The organism is Sphingobium sp. JS3065 (assembly GCF_026427355.1).
GTDB lineage: Bacteria > Pseudomonadota > Alphaproteobacteria > Sphingomonadales > Sphingomonadaceae > Sphingobium.
Genome location: NZ_CP102665.1, coordinates 919,839 through 942,919 on the forward strand (window position 1 = coordinate 919,839; position 23,081 = coordinate 942,919).

Annotated in this window: 17 protein-coding genes, 1 tRNA gene, 1 pseudogene and 1 riboswitch; of the genes and pseudogenes, 8 read left to right on the top strand and 11 right to left on the bottom strand. The window is 62.2% G+C overall.

What is annotated here, in order from left to right; genetic code table 11:
* Positions 1-103 precede the first annotated feature (103 nt).
* On the top strand, positions 104-1,084 hold the full coding sequence (locus tag NUH86_RS21590) for a VacJ family lipoprotein (RefSeq protein ID WP_267252530.1): 981 nt from the start codon (positions 104-106) through the stop codon (positions 1,082-1,084).
* A gap of 54 nt (positions 1,085-1,138) precedes the next feature.
* Here NUH86_RS21590 and NUH86_RS21595 read toward each other — a convergent pair whose 3' ends face one another.
* Both NUH86_RS21595 and NUH86_RS21600 read right to left on the bottom strand, forming a co-directional pair.
* On the bottom strand, positions 1,139-5,803 hold the full coding sequence (locus NUH86_RS21595; RefSeq protein ID WP_267252531.1) for an NAD-glutamate dehydrogenase: 4,665 nt from the start codon (positions 5,801-5,803) through the stop codon (positions 1,139-1,141).
* A gap of 228 nt (positions 5,804-6,031) precedes the next feature.
* A complete protein-coding gene (locus tag NUH86_RS21600; protein ID WP_267252532.1) occupies positions 6,032-7,303 on the bottom strand; it encodes a hypothetical protein in 1,272 nt (423 codons plus the stop codon).
* A 182-nt stretch (positions 7,304-7,485) separates the two neighbouring features.
* Between NUH86_RS21600 and NUH86_RS21605 the strand changes: the two genes are divergently transcribed.
* Together NUH86_RS21605 and NUH86_RS21610 are read left to right on the top strand one after the other, a co-directional pair.
* A tRNA-Thr gene (locus NUH86_RS21605) sits at positions 7,486-7,561 on the top strand.
* Between the two features lie 198 nt (positions 7,562-7,759).
* A complete protein-coding gene (locus NUH86_RS21610; RefSeq protein WP_267252533.1) occupies positions 7,760-9,004 on the top strand; it encodes a tyrosine-type recombinase/integrase in 1,245 nt (414 codons plus the stop codon).
* A gap of 332 nt (positions 9,005-9,336) precedes the next feature.
* On the opposite strand, the gene NUH86_RS21615 is transcribed toward NUH86_RS21610, so the two are convergent.
* Both NUH86_RS21615 and NUH86_RS24935 read right to left on the bottom strand, forming a co-directional pair.
* Complete coding sequence (locus NUH86_RS21615; protein ID WP_267252534.1) at positions 9,337-10,059, bottom strand: IS110 family transposase; 723 nt, start codon at positions 10,057-10,059, stop codon at positions 9,337-9,339.
* Positions 10,060-10,064: 5 nt separating this feature from the next.
* Positions 10,065-10,173: pseudogene (locus tag NUH86_RS24935) on the bottom strand (IS630 family transposase); the annotation flags it as partial.
* A gap of 215 nt (positions 10,174-10,388) precedes the next feature.
* On the opposite strand from NUH86_RS24935, the gene NUH86_RS21620 reads away from it, so the two are divergent.
* Both NUH86_RS21620 and NUH86_RS21625 read left to right on the top strand, forming a co-directional pair.
* A complete protein-coding gene (locus NUH86_RS21620) occupies positions 10,389-12,311 on the top strand; it encodes an ATP-binding protein (RefSeq protein WP_267252535.1) in 1,923 nt (640 codons plus the stop codon).
* The gene (locus NUH86_RS21625; RefSeq protein WP_267252536.1) at positions 12,298-12,513 is read left to right on the top strand and encodes a hypothetical protein; all 216 of its coding nucleotides are present in this window, start codon (positions 12,298-12,300) and stop codon (positions 12,511-12,513) included. The genes NUH86_RS21620 and NUH86_RS21625 overlap by 14 nt, the downstream gene beginning before the upstream one ends.
* A gap of 51 nt (positions 12,514-12,564) precedes the next feature.
* Here the strand turns inward: NUH86_RS21625 and NUH86_RS21630 are convergent, their stop codons facing one another.
* Both NUH86_RS21630 and NUH86_RS21635 read right to left on the bottom strand, forming a co-directional pair.
* Complete coding sequence (locus NUH86_RS21630) at positions 12,565-12,774, bottom strand: hypothetical protein (protein WP_267252537.1); 210 nt, start codon at positions 12,772-12,774, stop codon at positions 12,565-12,567.
* A gap of 564 nt (positions 12,775-13,338) precedes the next feature.
* A complete protein-coding gene (locus tag NUH86_RS21635; RefSeq protein ID WP_267252538.1) occupies positions 13,339-14,046 on the bottom strand; it encodes a hypothetical protein in 708 nt (235 codons plus the stop codon).
* Positions 14,047-14,193: 147 nt separating this feature from the next.
* Here NUH86_RS21635 and NUH86_RS21640 point away from each other — a divergent pair, with 147 nt between their 5' ends.
* Both NUH86_RS21640 and NUH86_RS21645 read left to right on the top strand, forming a co-directional pair.
* Positions 14,194-14,952, top strand: coding sequence for a hypothetical protein (locus NUH86_RS21640; RefSeq protein ID WP_267252539.1), 759 nt, complete (start codon positions 14,194-14,196; stop codon positions 14,950-14,952).
* 20 nt (positions 14,953-14,972) lie between these two features.
* Positions 14,973-17,048 carry a hypothetical protein gene (locus NUH86_RS21645; protein WP_267252540.1) on the top strand — a complete coding sequence of 692 codons (2,076 nt, stop codon included), beginning with the start codon at positions 14,973-14,975 and terminating at the stop codon, positions 17,046-17,048.
* A gap of 297 nt (positions 17,049-17,345) precedes the next feature.
* Here the strand turns inward: NUH86_RS21645 and NUH86_RS21650 are convergent, their stop codons facing one another.
* The 4 genes from NUH86_RS21650 to NUH86_RS21665 all read right to left on the bottom strand — a co-directional run bounded on the left by NUH86_RS21650 (position 17,346) and on the right by NUH86_RS21665 (position 21,224).
* The gene (locus NUH86_RS21650) at positions 17,346-17,768 is read right to left on the bottom strand and encodes an Imm63 family immunity protein (RefSeq protein ID WP_267252541.1); all 423 of its coding nucleotides are present in this window, start codon (positions 17,766-17,768) and stop codon (positions 17,346-17,348) included.
* Positions 17,769-18,100: 332 nt separating this feature from the next.
* On the bottom strand, positions 18,101-20,140 hold the full coding sequence (locus tag NUH86_RS21655) for a TonB-dependent receptor (protein ID WP_267252542.1): 2,040 nt from the start codon (positions 20,138-20,140) through the stop codon (positions 18,101-18,103).
* A 202-nt stretch (positions 20,141-20,342) separates the two neighbouring features.
* A riboswitch (cobalamin riboswitch) is annotated at positions 20,343-20,586 on the bottom strand.
* 91 nt (positions 20,587-20,677) lie between these two features.
* Positions 20,678-20,971 carry a type II toxin-antitoxin system RelE/ParE family toxin gene (locus NUH86_RS21660; RefSeq protein WP_267252543.1) on the bottom strand — a complete coding sequence of 98 codons (294 nt, stop codon included), beginning with the start codon at positions 20,969-20,971 and terminating at the stop codon, positions 20,678-20,680.
* Positions 20,964-21,224, bottom strand: coding sequence for a type II toxin-antitoxin system ParD family antitoxin (locus NUH86_RS21665; RefSeq protein ID WP_267252544.1), 261 nt, complete (start codon positions 21,222-21,224; stop codon positions 20,964-20,966). The genes NUH86_RS21660 and NUH86_RS21665 overlap by 8 nt, the downstream gene beginning before the upstream one ends.
* A 215-nt stretch (positions 21,225-21,439) precedes the next feature.
* Here NUH86_RS21665 and NUH86_RS21670 point away from each other — a divergent pair, with 215 nt between their 5' ends.
* Positions 21,440-21,970, top strand: coding sequence for a GNAT family N-acetyltransferase (locus NUH86_RS21670; RefSeq protein WP_267252545.1), 531 nt, complete (start codon positions 21,440-21,442; stop codon positions 21,968-21,970).
* Between the two features lie 41 nt (positions 21,971-22,011).
* Here the strand turns inward: NUH86_RS21670 and NUH86_RS21675 are convergent, their stop codons facing one another.
* Entirely contained in the window at positions 22,012-22,608 is a 597-nt protein-coding gene (locus tag NUH86_RS21675) for an alpha/beta fold hydrolase (RefSeq protein ID WP_267252546.1), read from the bottom strand.
* Between the last annotated feature and the right edge of the window lie 473 nt (positions 22,609-23,081).

The window sequence follows — 23,081 nt, forward strand, 5'->3', positions numbered from 1 at the left end:
CCCCGCTATTGACGGGTGACGCCATCCCCACTAGCCGCCTTCGATATGGGGGTGCCATGAAAACGTCATCGATTCCGATGGCTTTTCCGCAAAGGACGTACATATGCTGACGCTTGCCGCTGGAATGTTGATGATGGGAGCGCAGGCGGAATCGGTGGCGACGCCGCCATCCATGGCGCCCGTCGCGACGCAGGCGACCGAAGCAGGCATCAACCCCCAGGTCGCGCCGACGGGCGCGCCGCAAGTGCTGGTCGTGCCGCCGCCGCCGGTTTTGCCGAACCTGCCCGGCGCGGCCCGCGATCCCGCCCCTGCGCCCGCCGCGCCGGGCGACATCGTCGTCACGGGCCATACGCGCCCGCCGCCGGGCGATCCGCTGGAACGGCTGAACGAGAAGAGCTTCGAGACGGTGCAGGCGGTCGACAAGGCCGTGGTGGAGCCGGTGGCCAAGGCCTATAACAAGGGCCTGCCCAAGCCCGCGCGCAAGGGGCTGCGCAATTTCTTCGCCAATTTGCAGGAGCCGGTGGTGTTCCTGGCCTATATGCTCCAGTTCAAGCCCGGCAAGGCGATGGAGACGGCAGGCCGCTTCACCATCAACACGACGCTGGGCGTGGCGGGCCTGTTCGACGTGGCGAAGCGCAAGCCCTTCTTCCTGCCCTATCGGCCCAATGGGCTGGCCAATGTGCTGGGCTATTATGGCGTGGGGCCGGGGCCGTACATGTATCTGCCGATCGTCGGGCCGACGACGCTGCGCGATATCGTGGGGAATACGGTGGACAAGCTGATCGTGCCCTTTGCTGTGGGCAAGCCGTTCAACGAGCCTAAATATGTGATCCCCGCGACGATCCTGAACCAGTTGGGCGAACGGGCGGCGTTCGACGAGACGATCCAGCAGATCCGCAGCGAGGAAAACCCCTACGCTTATTATCGCGAACTCTATCTGAAGCAGCGCAAGGCGGAGATCGAGGCGCTGCACGGGCGGACGCCGGAAGAACCGATGACGCCGGTTTACGGGCCGGGCCTGGGGAAAGCGCCGCCGCCAGAGCCGGTTCCCACTGCAGACCCAGTTTCAACCCCAACCCCATAATAATCGTCATTCCCGCTTTCGCGGGAATGACGGTGAACTGGTGAGAGAAGCTTTCTACCGCCCCAACAACCCCCGCGCCTGCCCCGCAATCTCCGCCAGCATCGCCACATTCGGCGTAGCCGCCGCCTTGGCGCGGTGGACAAGGGTGCGGAATTGCTGGATGCGCGCGCCTTTCTCCTTCAGCCATTCCTCGACATGATGGGCGACGTCCTTGCCCTTTCCCTGGGCGAGGAAGTCGAGCCGCACCTGCTGCATGTCCCGCGCCACGCCGGAGATCAGCAGCCTCTCCCACGGGTCGGACGGTTCCATGCGGGCGGCGGTGGATTGCACCCAGTCGATGCCGACTGCTTCGCCCAGATGCGTGAAGGCGCGGGTGAGGGCGACTTCATCGACCGACAGGCGGCTCGCCAGCGCGGCGATGCCGACCGCGCCGTCCAGCTTGAACAGCCCGGCGGCGCGGCGGGCGAGATCCTGCGGCGCGCCGAGCGACAGCAGCCGGTCCGTCACCGCCGCGACGCGGCGCAACGCTTCGCTGGTGAGCAGGTCGTCCACCTGTTGCGCCAGCTTGTCCACGCCCCTGGCCAGCGCGGCATGGCCCGCCTGCGGCAGCGTGCCGGGGGGCAGGCTGCGCAATATGTCCGCGATCTGCGCCCGCATGCCGTTGGCGATGTCGCCGAACAGCGCGAGGCGGGCGGCTTCGGACATCTCCGCCGCGTCGATATCGTCCCACAGGCGATGAATGTCGTACAGCCGCTCCGCGATCAGGAAGGCGCTGGCCAGATCGGCGAGCGAGCAGCCCTCCTCCTCCGCCAGTTCGAACGGGTGGATCAGGCCCAGCCGGTTGACGATGCGGTTCGCGACCTTGGTGGCGATGATTTCCCTGGCCAGCGCATGGGCGGCGATGGCGTCCGCCTCCTTCTTGCGCATCGCGGGGGGAAAGGCCTGGGCCAGTTCCTCGCCCATGCTGGCGTCGGTGGCCAGGTCGCCATGCTCGATCGCGTCCTGAAGCGCGAGCTTTGCCGTCGACAGCAGCACCGCCAGTTCCGGGCGGGTCAGGCCCAGACCGTCCTGCCCGCGCCGCAGCAACTGGTCGTTGGCGGCCAGCCCCTCCACCTGGCGGTCCAGCCTGCCCGATTCCTCGAACGTCTCGATCAACCGCACATAGCTGGCAAGGTCCGCCGCGCCGCCCGCCTCCGCGATGGAGAGGCCCAGCGCCTGGAGCCGGTTATCCTCCAGCACGATGTCGGCCACCGCATCGGTCATGCCGACCAGCAGCGTGTTGCGGTCGTCGAAGGACAGGCGGCCTTCCGCCATTTCCTTGTTCAGCGCGATCTTGATGTTCACCTCATTATCGGAGCAGTCGACGCCCGCGCTATTGTCGATGAAGTCGGTATTGATCCGCCCGCCGCGCAGGGAGAAGGCGATGCGCGCCGCCTGGGTGGTGCCCAGGTTCGCGCCTTCGCCCACCACCTTCACGCGAAGCTGCTCGGCATTGACGCGCAGCCGGTCGTTGGCGGGATCGCCGACATCGCCATGGCTTTGCGCGGCGGCCTTCACATAGGTGCCGATGCCGCCGAACCACAGCAGGTCGTTGGGGCTTTTCAGGATCGCGGCGATCAGCGCGGTCGGCTCCATCTCCGTTTCGGTGACGCCCAGTATCGCCTGCACTTCGGGCGTGAGGGGGATGCTCTTCAGGCTGCGCGGAAAGACGCCGCCGCCCTTGGAGATCAGCTTCTTGTCATAATCGTCCCAGCTTGACCGGGGCAGGGCGAACAGCCGGTTGCGTTCCTGCCACGACTTTGCCGGATCGGGGTCCGGGTCCAGGAAGATGTGGCGGTGGTCGAAGGCGGCGACCAGCTTGATCGCCTTGCTGAGCAGCATGCCGTTGCCGAACACGTCGCCCGACATGTCGCCGCAACCGACGACGCGCACCGGCTCGCTCTGCACGTCGACGCCCATTTCCGCGAAGTGGCGCTTCACGCTGATCCACGCGCCCTTGGCGGTGATGCCCATCGCCTTGTGATCATAGCCGTTGGAACCGCCGCTGGCGAAGGCGTCGCCCAGCCAGAAATCCTGCTCCAATGCGATGGCGTTGGCGACGTCGGAAAAGGTCGCCGTGCCCTTGTCCGCCGCGACCACGAAATAGGGGTCGTCGCCGTCATGGATCACGACCTGCGACGGATGCCTGACCTTGCCCTTGACGATATTGTCGGTGACCGACAGCAGCGACCGGATGAAGATGCGGTAGCTTTCCGTCCCCTCCGCGAACCAGGCGTCGCGGTCGATCTGCGGGCTGGGCAACTGCTTGGGATAAAAGCCGCCCTTGGCCCCGGTCGGCACGATGACGGCGTTCTTGACGCGCTGCGCCTTCATGAGGCCCAGAACCTCCGTGCGGAAATCGTCGCGCCGGTCGGACCAGCGCAGGCCGCCGCGCGCGACCGGTCCCGCGCGCAAATGGATGCCCTCCACGCGGGGGGAATAGACCCAGATTTCGCGCCAGGGCAGCGGCGCGGGCAGGCCGGGAATTTGTGCGCTGTCCAACTTGAAGGCCAGCGCCTCCTGCGCCGCCGGGGCGTAGAAATTGGTGCGCAAGGTCGCGGTGATGACGGCGCGCAGCAGGCGCAGCACGCGGTCCTCATCGATGGCGGTGACCTGTTCCAGCCCCGCGTCGATGGCCGCCTGCGCGGCCGCGGCGCGGGCCGCGCCGTCCTTCGCTTGCGGATCGTGCAGCGCTTCGAACAATTCGATCAACTGGCGCGCGATGCCCTGTTCGCGGCGCAGCGTCTCGGCAAAGGTCGCCATGCCATAGGCCATGCCGGTCTGGCGCAGATAGCGGAACAGGGCGCGCAGCAGCACCACCGACCGCTGGTCCAGCCCCGCCGTCACTATCAGTTCGTTGAACCGGTCATTTTCCGCCACGCCCTCCGTCACCTGGGCGATGGCTTCGGTGACGATGTCGGCGCGGGCGATCACCGCGTCGGCGTCGCCAGCGGGCAGTTCCAGCACGAAGCGCTGGACATGGCCCAACGCGCCCGATTGTTCCTTGGCTTCCACCGCCGTCATCATCTCCTCGATCACGCGGAAACCGAAATTCTCGAAGGCGGGGACGACTTCGGACAGGGCGATGGCGTCGTGGCTGTAAAGCTTCAGCCGCAGCCGTTGGGGCGTGTCGTCTCCATTGCGGTAGATGCGGATCGCCTTGTCCCCAGGCCCCGACAGGCTGTGGAGCAGGCGGATGTCGATGGCCGCCTCGGCCGGGCCGGCGCCGTTGCGATAGCCCATGGGAAAGCCGGCGGCGTAGCGCTGGGCCAGGGCGGCGGCGCGGCCCGCTTCCTCCGTCTCCGCCAGCGCTTCCTCGACAGCGGGCAGCCAGCCGCGCACCATCTGCTTCAACTGCCGGTCGAGCGTCTGTTCGTCGGGTTCCGCCCCGCCGTCGCGCAGGTCGAGCGTGATGCGCAACAGGGCGAGGCCGCTTTCCTCCAGCGCGATCGACCAACTGAGCACCGGGCCGTTGCAGGCCTGGCTCAGCATGTCCTGCACCGCCACGCGCCGGGCCGTGGTCAGTTCCTCACGCGGCAGCCAGGCGAAGGCATAGAGATGGCGGGCCAGCGCGCTGGTGCCCAGCACCAGCTTCGGACGCGGCCGGTCGGTCAGCGACATGAAGGTCAGCACCAGCCGCTCCAGCGTCTCCCGGTCGAAGCCGATCAATATGTCGTGGGGCAGGGCGGTCAGCGCATGGGTCAGCACCTTGCCCGCATGGCCGTGCGGGTCGAAATTGAACTTGTCCATCAGCGACGACAGGGCGGATCGCAGCAGCGGCACCTTGTCCGGCGTCGTCGCCAGCCCCGCGCTGGTCCACATGCCCGCATGGATGGACAGGGCGGTGACCTGCTTCCCCTCCCGCACCGGCACGATGATCAGGTCCAGCAGCACCGGGCGGTGTACGCGGGAAAGGCGGTTGGACTTGATGATCAGGGGGGTGCGCTTGCCTTCCTCGAACCATGTGAAGGCCGCTTCGATGGTGGCGGGGGCCAGCAGCGGCTGGTCATGCAGGCCGCAGATGCCGATGCCTGTCCCTGCCTTGCCGTCGCGATGGCGCACTTCATGGCCGATCTGGGTGAAATGCCGTGCCAGGAACCAGCGCAGCAACGCCGCCCCTTCCTCATCGGGCACGGCGTCCGCATCGGCGGCCAGCGCCTCCCGCATCCTCGGCCAGTCGGCGACGGCGGCGCGGACGTCGGCCAGCGTCTCTTCCAGCGCCTTTTCCAGGGCGCGGCGGGCCTTGGCGTCAACCCGGTCCGCTTCGATATAGATCATCGATTCGCGGCGGGCGCCGGCAGTGTCGTCGTCCAGGATCGCCTTCAAACGGCCATTGCCGTCGCGCTCCACCGACAGCACGGGATGCAGCAGGCGATGGATGATGATGTCGGCGGCGGCCAATGCATTGGCGATGCTGTCCACCAGAAAGGGCATGTCGTCATTGACGATGGCGATCCGCATGAAGCGGCCCGTCGCCCCTTCGCCCAGCGTTTCCATGGCGATGGCGACATGGCCGGGGCCGCGGGTGGCGGCGGTGCGGGCGATGAAGCCGGCGGCGTCCAGCACGGCGTCCTGATCGAAGCCTTCGCTCTCTCCGGGGAGCGCGCCGCGCGCCAGCACCGCTTCCAGAGCGTCCCTTATACTATGGTCAACCTGCTTCGATTCAGCCAATGCCGTCATGCGCTTGCCTCTTGCCTGCGGGATTCTCCCCGCTTCCCATGAACGGAGAAGGCGCCGGAGAACCGCCACGCGACTTCCCTATCGATGGCATCCACTATGCGCCACCGCTTCTCAAGGCTCAAGCCAGAGTTGGAAATTAAATTACGCTAAATTGTAATAATATGATGCAGCGCAACATGGCAGGCCCGGCACCTCGCCAAATCATTCATGGGTTGAATGCCGCCCGGCTTAGCTCGCGGCAGCGATAATGGCACGCTGGCTAAGCTCCGACCCTTCCGGCACCGCGCCCACCAGAACCAGCGAACCGTCCTTCTCCCGCCGGGCTATCACCACCGCCAGCCCGTCGCCATCGGTCGCGACAGAGAATGGATCGATCGCCGCCGCCGCCTTCATCGCGGTGCGGGCGATCTGCTGCCGGTCGGGCTTGGCCGGGCCATCGGTGCGACGCTGGGCGCGCTCGTCCCGGACCAGGGCTTTAAGGCCGCCGTCATAATTGGCCAGATAGTCGCCGAAGCCGCCCAGCGCGATGCCGTTGGCGCGGGCATGGTCCAGCGCGGTCGCATATTCGGTGATGCGCGTCTTGTCGTAGCTGGAGCCGAAGACCAGCTTCACCACGGCGGTCATGGGCGCGCGCGCCTGGACCTTCAGCCCGCTATTCTCCAGCAGTTCGGCATATTCGTCCGGCCGGGCGATCGTGACCAGGGCGAAGTCGTAGCTGAGGCCGATGGCGCGGTAGAGGGCGGCGTGGCTGCGCGCTTCGCTGGTGCGGGCCTGCTCCGCGCTGTCGCGGGCGAGGGCCAGCCAGTCGGCCAGCGGTGCGTCCTCGTCCGGGCTTTCCATGCCGGCAAGGTCCAGCGTGCCGAAATCCTCCGCCGCCGGGCCGTCCGCCCAGATCGGCGCGACGGGCGGGGCGGCGGGGCTGGCGAGCAGGGCGGCTTCCACCTCCCGGTCGATTTCGGCGGTAAAGGCCTGGCTGACCGCTTCCTTCCAGTTGATGACGCCGAAGACGAAATCGATCGTCTCGTCGTCGGAGGAAAAGGGCATCAAAATGCCGCGATAGAGGATTTCCGCGCCGCGCTGGTTGACGAAACTGGCCTCGAAACCGATGGGCGCGGCATTGGCGATGATCTGGAGATAATGGTCGGTCAGCCGCGACAGCAGCGAGCGGGGCGGCACGTCGTTGATATATTGGATGGTCCCATCGATCTCACACTCTTCGCGCAGGGCGCTGCCGAGATAGACGATGGCGGGGTTTTCCAGGCCGGTGCTGAAGTCGAGCAGGACGCTGTTAGGGCCGAAATCCTCCAGATCCTGGGGCGTCAGATCCTCGATCGAGGGCAGGCTGCGCTCGCCCAGCAGCGACGCCCAATAATTATAGGCGCGCACCTGCATCCGGCGCTCGTCGGAACCGACCAGAGGCGGCGTTTCGATCGCAGCATCGTCCGCGGACTCGAAATCGTCCGCTTCACTGGCGATTCCATATCCCCGCAGAATGTCCATTCAATCTGTCCCTGGCCCAGGCAAAATCTTCACTTGAGACTCGACTGTGGCACGGGATGGTAAACATGCCGTAAAGACGCGAGCGAAAGATGGTCGGATGCGGTTGGCGCAGGATGGAACGGGGTGAATCGCATTTGCCCGCTTGTCCTGCGGGCAAAGCACTGTTATCTGCCCGCCCCAACGCCGCTTTAGCTCAGTTGGTAGAGCACATCATTCGTAATGATGGGGTCACGTGTTCGAGTCACGTAAGCGGCACCATTACCTCCTCCGTCAGCATCCACATCAGGTTGAAAAAACGGCGGAAATCTGCTAAAAATTCACTCTTTCTGGCTAGGTGCGTTTGTCGCCGTCCATGCCTGTCCGTTCCCCATTGGGGGTATCGGAAAGGGGTATGAGGCTAAAGCGTGAAACGCGATACCCCCAGGAAGCGGACGAGGCAGATGGGATGGTCGACAGATGGCGCTTTCAGACACGAGAATCAGGGGGCTAAAGCCTCAGGACAAGCCATACAAGGTCGCTGACGGGCGCGGCCTTTTCCTCCTGATCAGCCCGAATGGCAGCCGACTATGGAGATTGAAATTTCGGATCGACGGGCTCGATGCTCAAGGACGGTTCAAGAAGGTCGAAAAGCTACTCTCCCTTGGCGCTTATCCGGATGTTTCTCTAAAGAGAGCCCGTATACTGCGGGACGAAGCGCGGGAGGTGCATGCTGCTGGCTTGGACCCCGCTCTCGAAAAACAGAAGGCGAAGGCAGCCGCCAGGATCAGCGCGGAGAACAGCTTTTCCAAGGTGGCCGAAATGCTTCTGGAAAAGCAGGAGCGCGAAGGGCTTGCGGAAGCGACCATCAAGAAAAGGCGCTGGTTCATCAAGCTCGTTTTTCCCGTCCTGGGGAAGCGGCCCGTCTCCGAAATCCAGCCGATGGAGGTGCTGCTGGCCCTGCGGCCTATCGAGAAGAAGGGGCGGCATGAGAGCGCGAAACGCGCACTCAATTTCATCGGGCAGGTATTTCGTTACGCAGTGGCATCTCAATTGGCGCCCGGTGATCCCACTCGCGATCTCCGGGGTGCGCTGACCATACCCAAGGTCAAGCATCATGCGGCCATTCTTGATCCGGAACGAGCGGGTGAGATGCTACGTGCTATTGATGGATATGAGGGGCAGCCGCTGACGCGCTGGGCCCTGCAGTTGTCGGCGCACCTATTTGTTCGGCCGGGTGAGCTCCGAAAAGCGGAATGGGCAGAGATCGACGCGGTGAAGTCCGTATGGCGCATTCCGCCCGCAAAGATGAAGGGACGGGTCGAACATCAGGTGCCTCTGTCACGGCAGGCTTTGGCTATCCTGGCGGAGATCAGGAGTCGGACCGGGAGGGGGAAGTATGTTTTTCCTTCGATCAGAAGCGCGACAAATCCAATGTCAGAAAATACCGTGAATGCGGGCCTGCGACGGCTGGGTTATTCAGGAGATGAGATGACGGCGCACGGTTTCCGTTCCATGGCGTCCACTCTTCTGAATGAGTGCGGAAAGTGGCATCCGGACGCGATCGAGCGAGCATTAGCACACAAGGACCGCGATTCCGTTCGGGCGGCTTATGCGCGTGGGGCATTCTGGAATGAACGGGTGGAAATGGCGCAATGGTGGAGTGATTATCTGGATCGGCTGAAGGACGAGCGGAAGGTGTTGCGCCCGGCGTTTGGTCAATGAGAGGATAGGGGTAAGAGATGCCACGCGTTCTGCGATGGGCAGCGGATCGTAAGAAATGCGAATTTTCGACCCTGTGTGGACGGCTCTCCGTTGGCAAGTGGCATATTGAGCTGTGCAGCGTTGGTTGGTGCGGCCATGTGTCCAACCTGTTGAAGCGGCGCATGGTGCCGCTGGCCGTAATGCCATTAGCGCTGCTCAGGTCCCAACCATTCCCGCGCACTCCAAGGTGCTGGGTCGAAATATGGGTTTTCCCGATCCGGCGGTTTCAACCGACTTTGTGCATTAGCTCCTGTCCGCCCTTCCCAACATCGTAGGCGCTGCGCGCCAAATCCTTATGCGATCTGTGGTTCGCGATAGCGTTCGCCGCTCGTCATCATTGCCCAGATCATGCGGGTGTTTTTGTTGGCGAGCGCCACTGCCGCAACCTTGACCTTTTTCCGTGCAAGCAGTTGCACGATCCAAGGTCGTTTTGATTTGTGGCGCTCGGCGCAGCGGATCACTGCCATGGCACCGACGATGAGCATTTGCCGCAGATATCGATGTCCCGCCTTGGTGATGCCGCCAAGCCGCTCCTTGCCGCCACTGGAGTTTTGTCGCGGCACCAAGCCAATCCAGGCGGCAAGATTGCGTCCTGAGCGGAAGATCGCTGGATCGGGTACTGTGGCAACGATGGCGCTGGCCAGTAGTGGCCCGACGCCCGGTATCTCCATCAGACGCCGCCCGATTTCGGTTTCTCGGGCGCTTGCCATGATCCGGCGATCATTTTCGAGAATCTGTTCTTTCACGATCCGCAGTTGAGTTGCCAGCATCTCAAGGCATATCCGCACATCGACTGGCACACGATTGTCGGTCGTATCGGCAATCACATTCAGGAGTTGATCAATCCCATTTCTGCCGATCGGTGCGACGATGCCAAACTCAGCAAAATGCGCTCGCAATGCATTCGATAGCTGTGTCCGCTGGCGGTTGAGGATCAGGCGAACACGATGCAACATCATCGTGCTTTGCTGTTCCGGCGATTTGATCCCGACGAATCGCATGGTCGGACGCGTCACCGCTGCAGTGCGAGAATATCGGCAGATCGCTCCTCGACACGGCGCGAGCGCATGTCTCCGCCTTGAGGCTTGGAGGCCAAAGGCGCCTGTCTTGCGTCGCTGCGCCCGCCCGCGTTGGTGTGCGGATCCGGCCGAACGCCAGGCTTACTTACTTTATATTAGTATTTTTCCTTTAGTTACCAGCTGGCGCGTCTTCACGAGGAGCGCGGGCAGTCACAACGGAAAGTGGAGGGGTAGTTGCATAAACCATTCTTCCGATCCGCTTGCACGCCCTCCTTGGCGGTCCGGCGTGGACAGTGTGCGCTCCCAATCATGGAAACCGACATCTGATGCTGTCGTTGTCCTCGATCCGTCGAAGCCGATTGGCCGATTGGCCGTTGATTGCCAAATTCGGTATCACGCCGGCGCTGACGTTGGGCCTCCTGCTGCTGATGGCGGTGATCGAAGTGTCTGCGCTGAACAAGGTGCGCAGTGAGAACGATCATGTCGTTGATGTTGTCATGCCGGAATCTACCGAGCTCACCGAAGTGCGCGCGCGCTTCGAGAAAGCCGACGCAGATCTCGCCCGGCTCGTTCTCGCTGAGGCCGCCAACCCGGGCAAGACGGACATCGCAGCAAAGGTGACGAGCATTCAGGCCGATCTGCAGAAAGTGACCAGTGATCTTGGTCGCTTCAGGGAGACCCAGACCGGCCACGCCAACCTGGCACAGGTCGAAGCCGCGCGGCGCGATGTGGAGCAATATTCCAGCGCCGTCGAGGTCGTCATTTCGATGCTCGGCGTGGACTTTTCCAGCGCAGCCGCGATGATCCAGCCCTTTCACCACAACGCGGCGCGCGTATCGCAGAACCTGAATCTGATCGCCAGGTCAGGAGCGAAGGAAGCGCGCCGGCGCGCCGAGACGATCAGCGGCGATGTGACGGCGACGACATCGGCCTTCAGTATAATCGTGATAATTGCCTTTTCGGGAACCGTGCTACTGACGGCCGTCGTTGGCAAGAAGACGGTGCGATCCATCCGCGAGATAGCCGATGCGACCACCCGGCTTGCCGGCGCGGACTATAGCCTGGATATCAGCAGCCTCGATCGCAAAGACGAGCTCGGCACGGTCGTCAAGGCACTTGAGACGTTCCGGCAGCAGGCGCTGGAGGCGAAGCGCCTCCAACTGATCGAGCAGGAGAGCCGCGAGCTGCATATCGCCAAGACGGCAGCTGAAAATGCAAGCCAAGCGAAGTCCGACTTCCTCGCCAACATGAGTCACGAGCTTCGGACGCCTCTGAACGCAATCCTGGGATATGCGCAACTGATGGAGAATGATCCCGGGATTAGCGACAAACACCTCGTGGGTGCCCGGACGATCCACCAGAGCGGCACCCACCTGCTGGCCCTGATTACCGACATCCTTGATCTGTCGAAGATCGAGGCGGGAAAACTGGAGCTCTTTCCCGCGCCTCTCGAACTGCGATCTCTTGCGCGCGGCATTGCGGATATGATCCGGGTGCGCGCTGCAGACAAAGGGCTGCGCTTCCGCAGCGAGGTGTCACCGGATCTACCCGCCCATGTTCTCGCCGACGAAAAGCGGTTGCGCCAGGTAATGATCAACCTGCTGGGCAATTCCATCAAATTCACCTCCCAGGGGGAGGTCGGCCTGCACATAGCGCTGGTTTCGGGCGACGAGAACCGGGCGCGGGTCCGCTTCGAGATACGGGACACGGGCGTGGGCATCCCCGCCGATCAGCTTGTGCAGATATTCCAGCCCTTCGAGCAGGTGGGTGACGTCGAGCGCTGGGCAGGCGGCACCGGACTGGGGCTCAGCATCAGCCGACAGCTTGTCCATCTGATGAACAGCGAAATCCGCGTCGAAAGCGAAGTCGGCCACGGCAGCACCTTCTTCTTCGAACTCGTGGTGGAGGCGGCGCCGGCGGCCGGTTCCGCGGCCATCGAAACCATCACCGGCTATGCGGGGCCGCGGCGCACCGTGCTCATTGTCGACGACACGCCGGCCAACCGCGCGGTGCTGGTCGAAAAGCTGCACGGTCTCGGCTTCCTCACGGCGGAGGCCGGCGACGGGCTGGAGGGGCTGAAACAGGCGGAGCTGCTGACTCCGGATCTTGTCCTCATGGATAGGCGGGCAATAGCCGCCGGTCGGCCGTCGACCAGTTTTTGCCGCTCAAATCCGCATCACAATTTCCGGTTAGCGGACATTGCGTCAATGACGATGCACCGGCATAACCTTGCCTATGAGCGAGTATGAATGGGTTAAGCGGCCGCCGAATATCTTAGAACGCATTATCGCTGGTGCGTTTGTCGCTGTGCTTCTCTTGGCGTCTGCAAGCTCTTATGCCGGATGGCGTATTTTTGGCGAACATGACGGCAAGGTAGCCATAGGCGCAACCTTTGTCGGCGTCATCCTGATCAGGCTGTTGCCACAAGCGAGGCGTAAGCCGCCAGCCTGATTACGACCAGTATTTGCCATTTGATTGCAAATAACCTGTTCCAGAACCGGACTAAGCGGGAGTTTGTTCCGGCCCATATAACGGTTCAGGAACAGTCCACGCAGAAGGCAAATCTGAGAAATTACCCCACAGCTTCCACTCACCACTAGCTGCATAAAACGATGCCAGTCCCCACTGGGGCGGATCAGGCCAGCCGAACCAATCCCGATCAATCAAAAATAAAACTTCATCGCCAAACTCGGCAATGAAACCCGTTCCCATCTTTCGCGCCCAATCGTGGTCGTCTCCGAGTGCAGATATCGCTGGCCAGTCGTTTAGGCCTGCGCGCCGCCAAGTAAGTGGCCAGCTTGCGCGTTCGCGATACCCCTTCTTCATAGAACGTGATCGCAAAAATCCCGCCTTCCATGGGTTCGCTTCCCAAAACATTTGTGATTGGGCCTCTTGTGTCTGATCGCCCCCTTTATGCTCCGAAAGCCGACAGGCTGCAAACCACCCTCGCCAGCCATCGGCGGCGCTGGTTCGCAAGCGGCCCGCTCAATTGGCGACCTTCCGGTTTAGAGACGGCCAGCTGCCGGGCAGCACGCGCCAACACAGCCGACGCTAGAGGCCTCTTGTGACATCCCTGAAAGCTGCCTTCGGTTCATGTCGCGGTGTTTGAGGCTCGGATGATTGGCCGACCTCGGGACATGACCGTCGCCCCGGTCCTCGCGGCCCATCGTTGGCACTGTCGGACACCCATCACAACGCTATGCTGCTGCCTTAGCGCCCAGTTCCACCGCCGCCGAACGCCCGGTTGTCCTTCAGCCATAAAGGACCGGGGGCTTTTTATTTCGGCGTCTTACCGGAAGAATGTCGCAGCTTTTCGACGGCTGTGCGCGCCGCTTTGATCGTGCGTTGGGTTTTGCCAGTGCAGAATTCTTCGCCCGGACTAAACGCTTCGAAGACCTTCTTTCGATCCAAATTCGGGTCCAAGGCGATCTTGGCTTCGGGTGGGAACAGTTGATTTGCGCCTTCTTCGAAGGTGACTTTCATTGTGATCCCATCACGCACAAGCTTCAGCTTCGCGATGTCCGTGGCGTGTCCTCCGAATATGTCCCATGCGACGACATGTGCAGTTTTGCCGCCGGAAATGTCACCACGAAGCAAGACGAAATCGACGAATGGCACCCGATCGCAAATGCCCTTGGTCGCTATGGTGCCGTCGATTTCGCCGTTCTCGACAGATAACCTAATCTCCACGTCATCTTTCGATAGATTCATGTCGGCTTCATCAACGTAGCCTTCAGGATGGTTGGTCCATCGCCCATTCCACGCGGCATCCTCATGATACCAGCTTGAAAACTGATCGGCAGTTTTACCCCATTCGCCGGGCAGTTCCCGTGCGTTCGACAAGATCGAATTGATATTGGTCAGCAGAAGGGCGAGCGCGGCAACCCCAGCGGACAGCCTCAGCCAAACGCTTTTCCACCAAGGTTTGTCGGTCGGCGGCGACGTGTTCGCTGGTGCCGGTTTCGCCTGCTTTTTCGCCGCCATGCTTCTCAAATGCTCCCCCTATTGTGAGCATCATAGCGCACCCCCCAATTCGCCGAAACGCGGTTATTCGCGGTGGAGGTGGAAAGCCCTCTCGCCAACATTATGGCTGATCTTTTCTGAAGCGCCCGGGATGGTTATGCAGTTTCGATGACAGGATCCCAGTTCGGCACCTATATTCACGCAGCGCCAGAGCTGGATGGCGGAATCGGCCTCACCCATGTTACCGACTGCGTGCATCTGGGTAGTATCCTGGGCTCGGGAAAGCTCGAGAAACGCTGGTGCCAGGTCTTTGAGAAGGACCTGCTCTATCTCTTTTACGGTCGTCCCGCCTATCGCCGCAAATGGGACAGCGGTGCCACTTCGAACTTGGGCTATGCCCGAATGTGCTTCGTCCTGCGCGATGCAGTCGCCGACAAGGCCGCCCGCCTGCTGCCGTTCGATAGCGGTGGCTATAAACACTATCAGGACGCCTTCCATCAGACGCTCGACATCAGCGATTTCGACGTGGCACCGACCGACCATCCCCGAAAGATCGTGGCCGCCTTCTATGAAACTTTCTCCGACTATTACTGGATGGCCCCCCGGCCGGGCCTCAAGCTGCCATTGACGCAGAATATCGTCGATTCCTATTACAAGCTCATCACCGGCGGTTTGAAGGAGACGTTCGACGATCGCTGCGCGGCAATCGAGGTCCAGCTCGAGGACTCGCTCCCGCTTGCCGGCCAGGTCCTTGCCGTCATCGGACCGCACATGATGTTCGATGATCCCCACCTTATGGACCAGATCATCGCCTGGGGAGCCGAGCCGCGCGGTTATCAATTGCCCCGCATGTTCAATCCGGCCGAGATTGGCGGCCGCCTGCTCGATGAAGTGCATCGCTTCCTCGTTGATGGCGGGTATCTCTGATGGCGATGGTTGGGCCCAGGATGCGGGCTGTTGGCGCCTTCAACCCGACGGCGCAACCGGTAGGGTTCCTCCAGCCTTTGTTCTCCGCGGACGGCGGCGACAACCAGACCTATATCCAGCAGCTCGCGGCCTGGGCCACGATTGCGAGATTCGAGCCCGTCGCGTGGCCCGAGCGCGACACGGTGACCTTCCTCGATCCGCTGGAAGCGGAAGCAGGTGGTGAAAGCCTCTGGGCCTTCGCCTTGCCCGACGAGCCGCCAATTCTGCTGGGCTGGGAAGCGTTCCGCACGGCCCTGGCCGCGCGGATCGACGACGCGGTCCTTGCCGACCGGCCGCTCCTGCTCTTCGAGATCGTCCAGCTGATCGGCCTGGAGAGCCGTAAGCCCGATATTTACCGGAGGGCTTTTGAGGCCTATGCCCGCGCGGGGCAGGCCGTCGCCGAACGCTGGCGCGATCGCGAAATCCTCGAGCCGTTGCTTCTCGAGGCCATGACCGGCGGTGGTCGCGGGGCGCCGCGCGGCGAGGAGCCGGCCATTCCCGTTCGGAGCATCTTCCGGGTCCGGACCGAGCGCGACGTCGTCCGCGTCGAACTGGCCGGAGGTGCGAGCCCCGGCACGGTCATGCAACTGGAGCGCGCCTATCAGGCGATCCTGACACGCTTCCCCGACCTGTTCCCAGCCGATGGTGTGCTCAAGGTGGACGCGATGCCGGTGCGGCCAGCCCCACCCGCTCCGTCCTACCAGCCCCCGAATGTGACCATCCTGCTCTCCGGCCGACTGCGCAAGCGGCAACATTACCGGCCGGGCCTGTATCGGAACATCGCCGAGGTTATCGACATCGACAGTCTTGCAAACCGGCGCACCCGCGCGCCATCTTCGACCTATCTGCTGGTCGGCGCGCAGAGCGATTGGCGCACCTTGGTCGAGGATGCCCGCGATTTGTCCGATCTTCCGGCCATCGTGGTCATCCTAACCGTGTCGAGTGCACCGTTGCTGCGCGATATCGAGCTTCAAGGCGCCCTCTCACTTCCTTCCATCAGCCTGTTCACGCCGTCGGGAAGCCGCGATCGGAACGATGCGAGCAAGGTCATCGAGCCGCTGATCGACATGCTGACCCAGGCCGAGAAGCCGAAAGTTCCGGGGGCCGCCCTCCTCGATCTGCCAGCCAGACACAACCTGCTCCTTCGCGCCGATATGAGGGGCAGCCGCGACCCGGTGGAGCTATGCTGCCGGCTCGGCGCGCGAGCCCTGCGCTCAGGTGTTCGGCCCGGGGCGAGGGCGAGCCTCTATGTTGAACGCAATGTCGGTTCGATCTTTAACGAGGATTATGGGCGTCCCTTCGGACCCTTGTTCGCCATGCCCTTTCCGACTCAGATCGAGGTGCCGATCGATCCGGCGATACGACGGACGAAGCCGCGTTATCTGACGCTCATCCTCGAACGTGGCGATCTGAGTTCGCGCCATCTGGCCGAGCAGATCAGCGAAGGCGTCGAGGGCCTGTTCGCGATGCGGGGCTGGCAAGCCAAGCGCGAGGGGGAGCATCTTCGCGTGTCGCTGCCCGACCGGTCATTCTCGGCCTGCATTGCGTTCAATAAGGAAGATATCCCGCTCGAGGATCAAGACCTCGATCATCCCGCATTCGGCCGATCGCCTCTGCTGGTGATCCATGTCTCGCCAAGACGCGAGACCTTACTCGTGGGGAATCGCGGCCAGTTCTCGCACATCGCACTGGAGGATATCGGGCAAATGCGACCCGGTACGACCTGGCTTTGGCCGATCTTGCGCCGCCAGCTCATGGCCCCTGCGGCGCGGCCCTCGCTCGCGGCGCTTCGTCTCGCCAGTTCGATCGCCGCCGAGGCGATCCGGCTTGATCGATGTCAGTTCCTCTCGGAAGGCTGGTCGCTCGATCGCATTCTGGCAACGCTGGATGCCCGCGATTGCGAACGGTTCGTCGACTTCGCGCCCGATGGCATCACCCGCCACGACGTCCTCCTGCACATGCGTCTGCCCCAAAGCGCGGATATGGCGGCCGACCGGCCTGACCCTATCCTTCGCCTGACGATCGAGAATGAAGGACCGACCTTGGTCATCGACTGATCCCGGCCTGTAAGAAGGGCAGCTTGCGCCTGAATAGCCGACGTTTGTGGCGCTTCGCCTCACCGTCGAAACCGGCCGTTCATGCACACGGCAAATTATGGCGCCCTTGGCCGATCTCAGGATCGCGGGTTACTGGCAACGAATCGGGAAAGCTGCCCTTCCCTCGTAGAGGAAGCCGCCGCGCCGCAGTCGACCATTTATGGTCACTCCTTATTGCGATCCGCAGCCCTGAGACCGGCCACATATTCAAGTGGAAAGTCGAGGGCTAAATGACTTGATCTGGTGGTGAGCTGCCGTTCACCCAAGAACATCATTGAAAGGGTGACGGGTCAGGATGCGCCTGTGTTCCTCTAGCTTTCGCTCCCTCCACTGCGCTGAGAGCTGCCCTAAAAGCGCCTCCTGCTTGGCAAAGAGCTGTCGCCTTGAGTCTTCCCCCGGCTTGCGATTCCGCAGCTCAAAATCGGAAGCCATTGAGAACGTTACTCCGCAGAATATCCAATAGAGCAATTCGTCTATATCGTTGGTTTTCCGCCGTTCCAGTTCAATGCCGCGCTCTTCGACGATGAAATAGTAGGCATCGCTAACAACTACGTAGGGCGCACCATCTCCTTGCGGTGTGCCGAATAGCGGCGTGTTGGACATGCCGATTTGAGATCCATATTCCTGCACCATCGTGCGAATAGAGGTGAGGTCGGATTGTCGGGGTAGGGCATCGCTCATCGATTAGTCATTGCAGTTGAAGCCTATATCCGCAACTGGCTCGATTTGAGCCGGAACCAGTTTCCTCAGTTTACGGCAGCTATCCGCCCTGCCTTTCCCTAAAGCGGTCTTTCGCCTATCCACCCGGCATCGTCGTTCCCGTCCCGCGGATCATCGCGTGCCGCCTGTAAGCCGCTGGTCCGGTTCAGGCGAGGAAAGCCGCCCAGCGGCATGCGACCAATGCCAGTCATTGATTAAGGAACGTGGGTGCTCGGAAGCGGACGTTACCGGAAACACCTGTTTGTCGCACCTTTTTAACCGCCGCGGGAATAATTCCGCGTGGGGGCCCATAATCAAAACGTAAACTTGGCGCCCACCTTCACGGTGCGCGGTTCAACCACGCGGCTCAGTCTGCCCTCGACGGGACCGCCGGCGTCGTAGGACGGGATGTAGGACTCGTAGTAGTAGGCGATGTCCTTGTCCCGGCTGTTAAAGATGTTCAGCACTTCCCCGTAGATCTGGATGTGGTCGCCCTTCCACGCTGCGCGCGCGTTGACGACGGTGCTGCCATGGTCGCGTACCGAGTTGTCCTCAATTAGCGGATAGGGCCCGAGATGACGCAGGCGGATGCTTGCTTCCCATGGGTCGAGCACGATCGCGGCGCCTGCCGAGGCGGCGTTCTCGAAAGCGTTGGGAATACGGTCGCCATCGTCGTAGCGCGAATGGCTGGCCGTGTAGTTGCCGTCGAGTGCGAGCCAAGGTAGCGGGCGCCAGAAGGCGACGATCTCGTAGCCATGCCTCTTGCTGGCGCCCGTGGGTTCGACCGCGTTGGAATCGCCCACGAAGCGCAGTTCGCTGCTGACATCGAGCCACCAGTAAGTCCCCGTCAGCGAAAAGCTGCCGACCTGCAGGCGCGCGCCCAGTTCCTTGCCCGTGCCGCGCACGAGGACCGGAACCGGAGTCTCCTCGTTCACTGCGCCACGTACGTCGTTGGAGTGGAAGCCCCGGCCCCAGTTGGCATAGACCTCGAACTGCGGAGTCACCTCGTAGGCGGCCGAGACCTTGGGCGAGACGATGGAATCGTGCCCGCTGCCTTCTCCCAAGAGGACGGCAGCGGCGTCGCGGGCGCGGACCGTGTAATCATAGTAGTCGCCGCGTAGGCCACCGGTCAGGCGCAGGCCCGCCACCGGCTTCCATGTCGCCTCGCCATAGAGCGCTCCTGAGCGCTCTTCGACGTGATAGCGGCCGAGCGAGGACAGGTCCTGCCGGTCGGCGGTTCGCTTCACGCCGACGTTGCTGATGTGGTCGTATCTATTTTCGGTGCCCACGCTCAGTTGCAGGGCGGGCGAGACGTCCCATTGCTTACGGGCGGTCAGGCCAACGATCCAGCGGCGATCATACTGGTCGATCTGGGCGCTCGTCCCGTCCGGGTCGGCATATGTAGGGTTCGAATACATGTTCCAGTCGTAGTACTGAGCGTAGAGGTTGGCGCTCCAGTCAGGCTGCCGAACAGCAAAGTTGCCCACGAACCGCGTCGTCTCGCCGCGTGCTGACGGATCGGGCGAGCAGAAGCGGTCTGGGCACTGAGCGGAACCAATGATGCGTTCGGGAATCTGCTCGGTCGGCCGCCAGGTTGCGCGATAGCCGTGAAACGTAGCTTCCACCGTACCCTCACCCGCAGGCATTGTGTACTTGGCGAAGCCCGAATAATGGCGCAGGTGTTCGGCCTCCTGCCACGGACCATCATAGCGTTTCGCCTGCCCAGCAAGGGTTAGGTCGCCCGTTCCTAGGCCTTTGATTGTGCCGCCCGCCGCCACCCGACGCGCGCCGTAGGAGCCGCCTTCTACAGCGATCCAAGGTCGGTCGAACCCGTCGATCGTGGTCATGTAAGCCGCGCCGGCCAGAGCAAAGTCGCCGCCGTCAGCGCGGTAAGGCCCCTTCCGGAAATCCTCGCGCGCGATGATCTCCGGAATCAGACCGTTGAGATCGAGGTAGCCTTGACCGTGGCCGTGGGTACGAAAATTCATCTGCACGCCGTCGATGTAGGTCGTGAAGTCCGACCCGTGATCGAGGTTAAAACCGCGCAGGAAATACTGGTTGGCCTTTCCGCTGCCCGAATGCTGGGCCGCAACCATGCCGGGCACCGCCTCGAGCAGTTCGGCGACGCGTAGCAGCGGACGCACCAGCAGATCCGATCCGGCCACGCTGCCCTCGCTGGCGGCATGGGCGGTGCCGATCTTGGCCTCGCCGCGCCCGAAGACCACGATCTCGCTCGCGACGTTCGCACCCTCCCCAGAAGCGGGTGCGCCGCCATCGTCGGCAGCAAAGACGGGTGTGCCCGTGACGGCGAGAATGATCAGGCCAAGAGCCAAGGTCTGTGTGTTCGATGTCATCGTCGTTCCCCCGGCGTCTGCGGCATCCCGGCGGAGACATCTCAAAGACGACCGGAGGCCTTGGCCGACGATCGACGATGGTCGGCGTGCGCCGGTAGCCGGACGCCCGAGGCGACCACCACGCGAACCGATGCGGCCTCCACCGCTCGTTCGTCGCTCAGACGGAGAATTACCGTGCCGTGACCATCCCCTGGACCAAGGCAAGAGCGACCGGTGCGCTGGCAGGTCTCCTGGCTCACGGGTCAAAGCTTGATGCACGACCTTCCCAGGCCTCGCAGGATTTAGCGTCCGGCCCAGTGGTTGGCGGCTCGGGTACTCCCGTCCGCACATGTGCATCGCGCTCGCCGCTTACAGTTGCAGGGACAGCTGCGGATTTGAGTGACCAGTCACCCGCACCGCATTCCCTTTTAAGCCCCTCGCGGGGCACCGGCGCGATCATGAAAGCCGTTTTAGCAGCTTTCGGGTGTGTCGCTTAGTTGGGGGACGGGGATTTGTCCACGCTCTCGAGTCAGACTGTCGGTAATCACACGATAGGCGTCAGAATAGGCAATCCAGATCGCGCATCCCCTCGACCACGGTAACTATCGTAACCACGTCGCGCGCCGCATCATATTCATAGAGGATCAGGTAGGAGCCGTGGACCAGCCCTCGCGCGCCTGGGCTGAGATCGTCGCGCGCGCGCCCGATTTCCGGGAAGATGCGAAGGCGCTCTATCTTGACGTTTATGGCGCGCAACAGGCGATCGGCGGCATCGTCGTTGTCGAGCGCGATGTTGAGCCAGATTCGTTCAAAATCGTCATCCGCCTGCTGCGAGATGATGATTTCAGCCATTGCCGGATGCAGCTGCCTTCTTGCCCTTCGCTCGCGAGATGATGGCTTCCATGTCGAGTGGGCCCGCGACACCGCTGGCCTTGCCACGATCCCACGCCTCACGCAGCGCCAGCAATTCGTCCTGGCGGAACTCGCGCCGCTCGCTCCACAGCCGCATTGCATCGCGCACGACTTCGCTGGCAGAGGCATATTCACCAGCCTCGACGGCGGCATGAATTTTCGCGGCCATCTGATCGGGGACCACGACGGTCATTCGTTCATAAGCGCCCATAGGTTCGCCTCTCGCGTCGGTATGATCTATTCATAATATCTCACAACGCGGGGCTGTTCAACCGGGAACGCCCTGTTGCGGATTGATGTGACGATCAGCGAGATTCGCCTGTTTGCCAGCATGTGCAGATAATGGAGATTTTGGCGCGGCCCTCGTCTATCTATTCAGCGATTTTCCCCTACCAAACAGGAGAATGAGTGATCGACCGGGGTAGCTTTATGGCGACAGCGCGTTTGCGCTTTGGCGTTTGGCGGGATGAAGACATGGCGCTGGCTCAAGCGATCTGGGGCGATGCTGAGGTTACAAAGCTCACAGGTGGTCCATTCACTGTCGAGGACGTTGCTGAACGTCTCGCAGTGGAAATTTCCAACTGGCGGTTGCATGGGATTCAATACTGGCCTGTTTTCCACCTGTCTGACGGCCGTTTGGCTGGATGCTGCGGGCTTCGCCCGCGCGACATGAATGCGCGGATAGCCGAACTCGGCTTCCAGTTCTGTGCGGATGCATGGGGACAGGGATTTGCCACCGAAGCCTCTACGGCGGTGATCGAGTGGGCGAGAACCGAAGGATTTTCTGCTTTGATTGCGGGCCATCACCCGGACAACCTTGCGTCGAAGCGCGCCCTCGTCCGCTTGGGCTTTTCATATACGCATGATGAGCTTTACCCGCCTACCGGCCTGCTGGAACCATGTTACCTGCTCAGGTTGGACGCAGCGTGTCGTGAATGATGCGGGGCCACCCGCCGGGATCACCTGATTACCGGTCAGCATCAATCCGCCGTCAGATGACGTTTGACCTCGGCAGCCACAGCGATGGTGTGTGTTTGCACCAAGTCATGATCCGCACCGGAGAAAACGTGAAGACTGGCGTTCGGCAACAAAGCGGACAGCCTTTCGCCAACCGCAACGGGACTTATCGGATCGGCATCCCCCCACAAAAGCAATGTTGGTGCCTCGATAGCGGGTATCTGGTCCGATAGGTCGCTGACGGGATCGGCGATCCATTCTGCGGCTTGAGGGAACGCGGCAAAATAATCAGATCGCCAATCCGATCCGCCTAAATCCGCGACCGGCACGCCGCCCGAAGTGACTGCTAGCACCAGTCGCTTGACCATACCGGGCATAGATAGGGCCAATTGAATGGCGATCAGACCGCCCATCGATTGGGCAACGATGTTCACCGGTTCCGTGATCTCGCGTGCTGTCAAGGCAATCAGATCATCGACGCCGCGTATGTCTTGTCGGGGCGCCTCTACGCCAAGCCCCGGCCATGCGAGAAATATGCCATCTAATCCGGCAGCGGTGGCAACCGGCTTCCAGAATGAGGCGCTGCCGGAAGCACCCGGAAGGAATAGGGTCTTTAACATAGCTGATCCCTATCGTCGCCCTGAGAATGAAGAAAGACGGAGTTGCACGACAAGGGCATACCCTGCCCTGCCGGTAATCACATGATAGACATTAGAGCATGGCGCAAATCCCTAGCGATCGCGCCGCTCCCGGTGCTGTGCGGCGATCGTGTCTGCCCGACTGTCCGACAAACACTGTCGGATTGCAAACGTGTCCGACAACCTCACGGTCAGGGTTATCCGTCATCGTGAAACGTCCGCAATCCGCCAATGCCTTCTCGTAAGCCGACAGTCGCCTTCCCATCCCTGAACGCCGCTCATCGCGCTGATCGGCGCGGGGCCGGCCCGATAGCTGCCTGTCCGTTCCTGGGTGGGAAAGCTGGCCGGCACGAAACGATCATCAGCCTGCTCCGCCAACCCCTCCAACTGGCGTGAAGGGAGGCGAGGCGACTGTCTGCTTTCAGTGAGGCAAGTGGCAATATCTGACACTGGAC

Bases quoted from the DNA above. Each gene is read 5' to 3' on its own strand.
- NUH86_RS21590 (WP_267252530.1), top strand. From the start codon at position 104: ATGCTGACGCTTGCCGCTGGAATGTTGATGATGGGAGCGCAGGCGGAA.
- NUH86_RS21595 (WP_267252531.1), bottom strand. From the start codon at position 5,803: ATGACGGCATTGGCTGAATCGAAGCAGGTTGACCATAGTATAAGGGAC.
- NUH86_RS21600 (WP_267252532.1), bottom strand. From the start codon at position 7,303: ATGGACATTCTGCGGGGATATGGAATCGCCAGTGAAGCGGACGATTTC.
- NUH86_RS21610 (WP_267252533.1), top strand. From the start codon at position 7,760: ATGGCGCTTTCAGACACGAGAATCAGGGGGCTAAAGCCTCAGGACAAG.
- NUH86_RS21620 (WP_267252535.1), top strand. From the start codon at position 10,389: ATGCTGTCGTTGTCCTCGATCCGTCGAAGCCGATTGGCCGATTGGCCG.
- NUH86_RS21625 (WP_267252536.1), top strand. From the start codon at position 12,298: ATGAGCGAGTATGAATGGGTTAAGCGGCCGCCGAATATCTTAGAACGC.
- NUH86_RS21630 (WP_267252537.1), bottom strand. From the start codon at position 12,774: ATGGGAACGGGTTTCATTGCCGAGTTTGGCGATGAAGTTTTATTTTTG.
- NUH86_RS21635 (WP_267252538.1), bottom strand. From the start codon at position 14,046: ATGGCGGCGAAAAAGCAGGCGAAACCGGCACCAGCGAACACGTCGCCG.
- NUH86_RS21640 (WP_267252539.1), top strand. From the start codon at position 14,194: ATGACAGGATCCCAGTTCGGCACCTATATTCACGCAGCGCCAGAGCTG.
- NUH86_RS21645 (WP_267252540.1), top strand. From the start codon at position 14,973: ATGCGGGCTGTTGGCGCCTTCAACCCGACGGCGCAACCGGTAGGGTTC.
- NUH86_RS21650 (WP_267252541.1), bottom strand. From the start codon at position 17,768: ATGAGCGATGCCCTACCCCGACAATCCGACCTCACCTCTATTCGCACG.
- NUH86_RS21655 (WP_267252542.1), bottom strand. From the start codon at position 20,140: ATGACATCGAACACACAGACCTTGGCTCTTGGCCTGATCATTCTCGCC.
- NUH86_RS21660 (WP_267252543.1), bottom strand. From the start codon at position 20,971: ATGGCTGAAATCATCATCTCGCAGCAGGCGGATGACGATTTTGAACGA.
- NUH86_RS21665 (WP_267252544.1), bottom strand. From the start codon at position 21,224: ATGACCGTCGTGGTCCCCGATCAGATGGCCGCGAAAATTCATGCCGCC.
- NUH86_RS21675 (WP_267252546.1), bottom strand. From the start codon at position 22,608: ATGTTAAAGACCCTATTCCTTCCGGGTGCTTCCGGCAGCGCCTCATTC.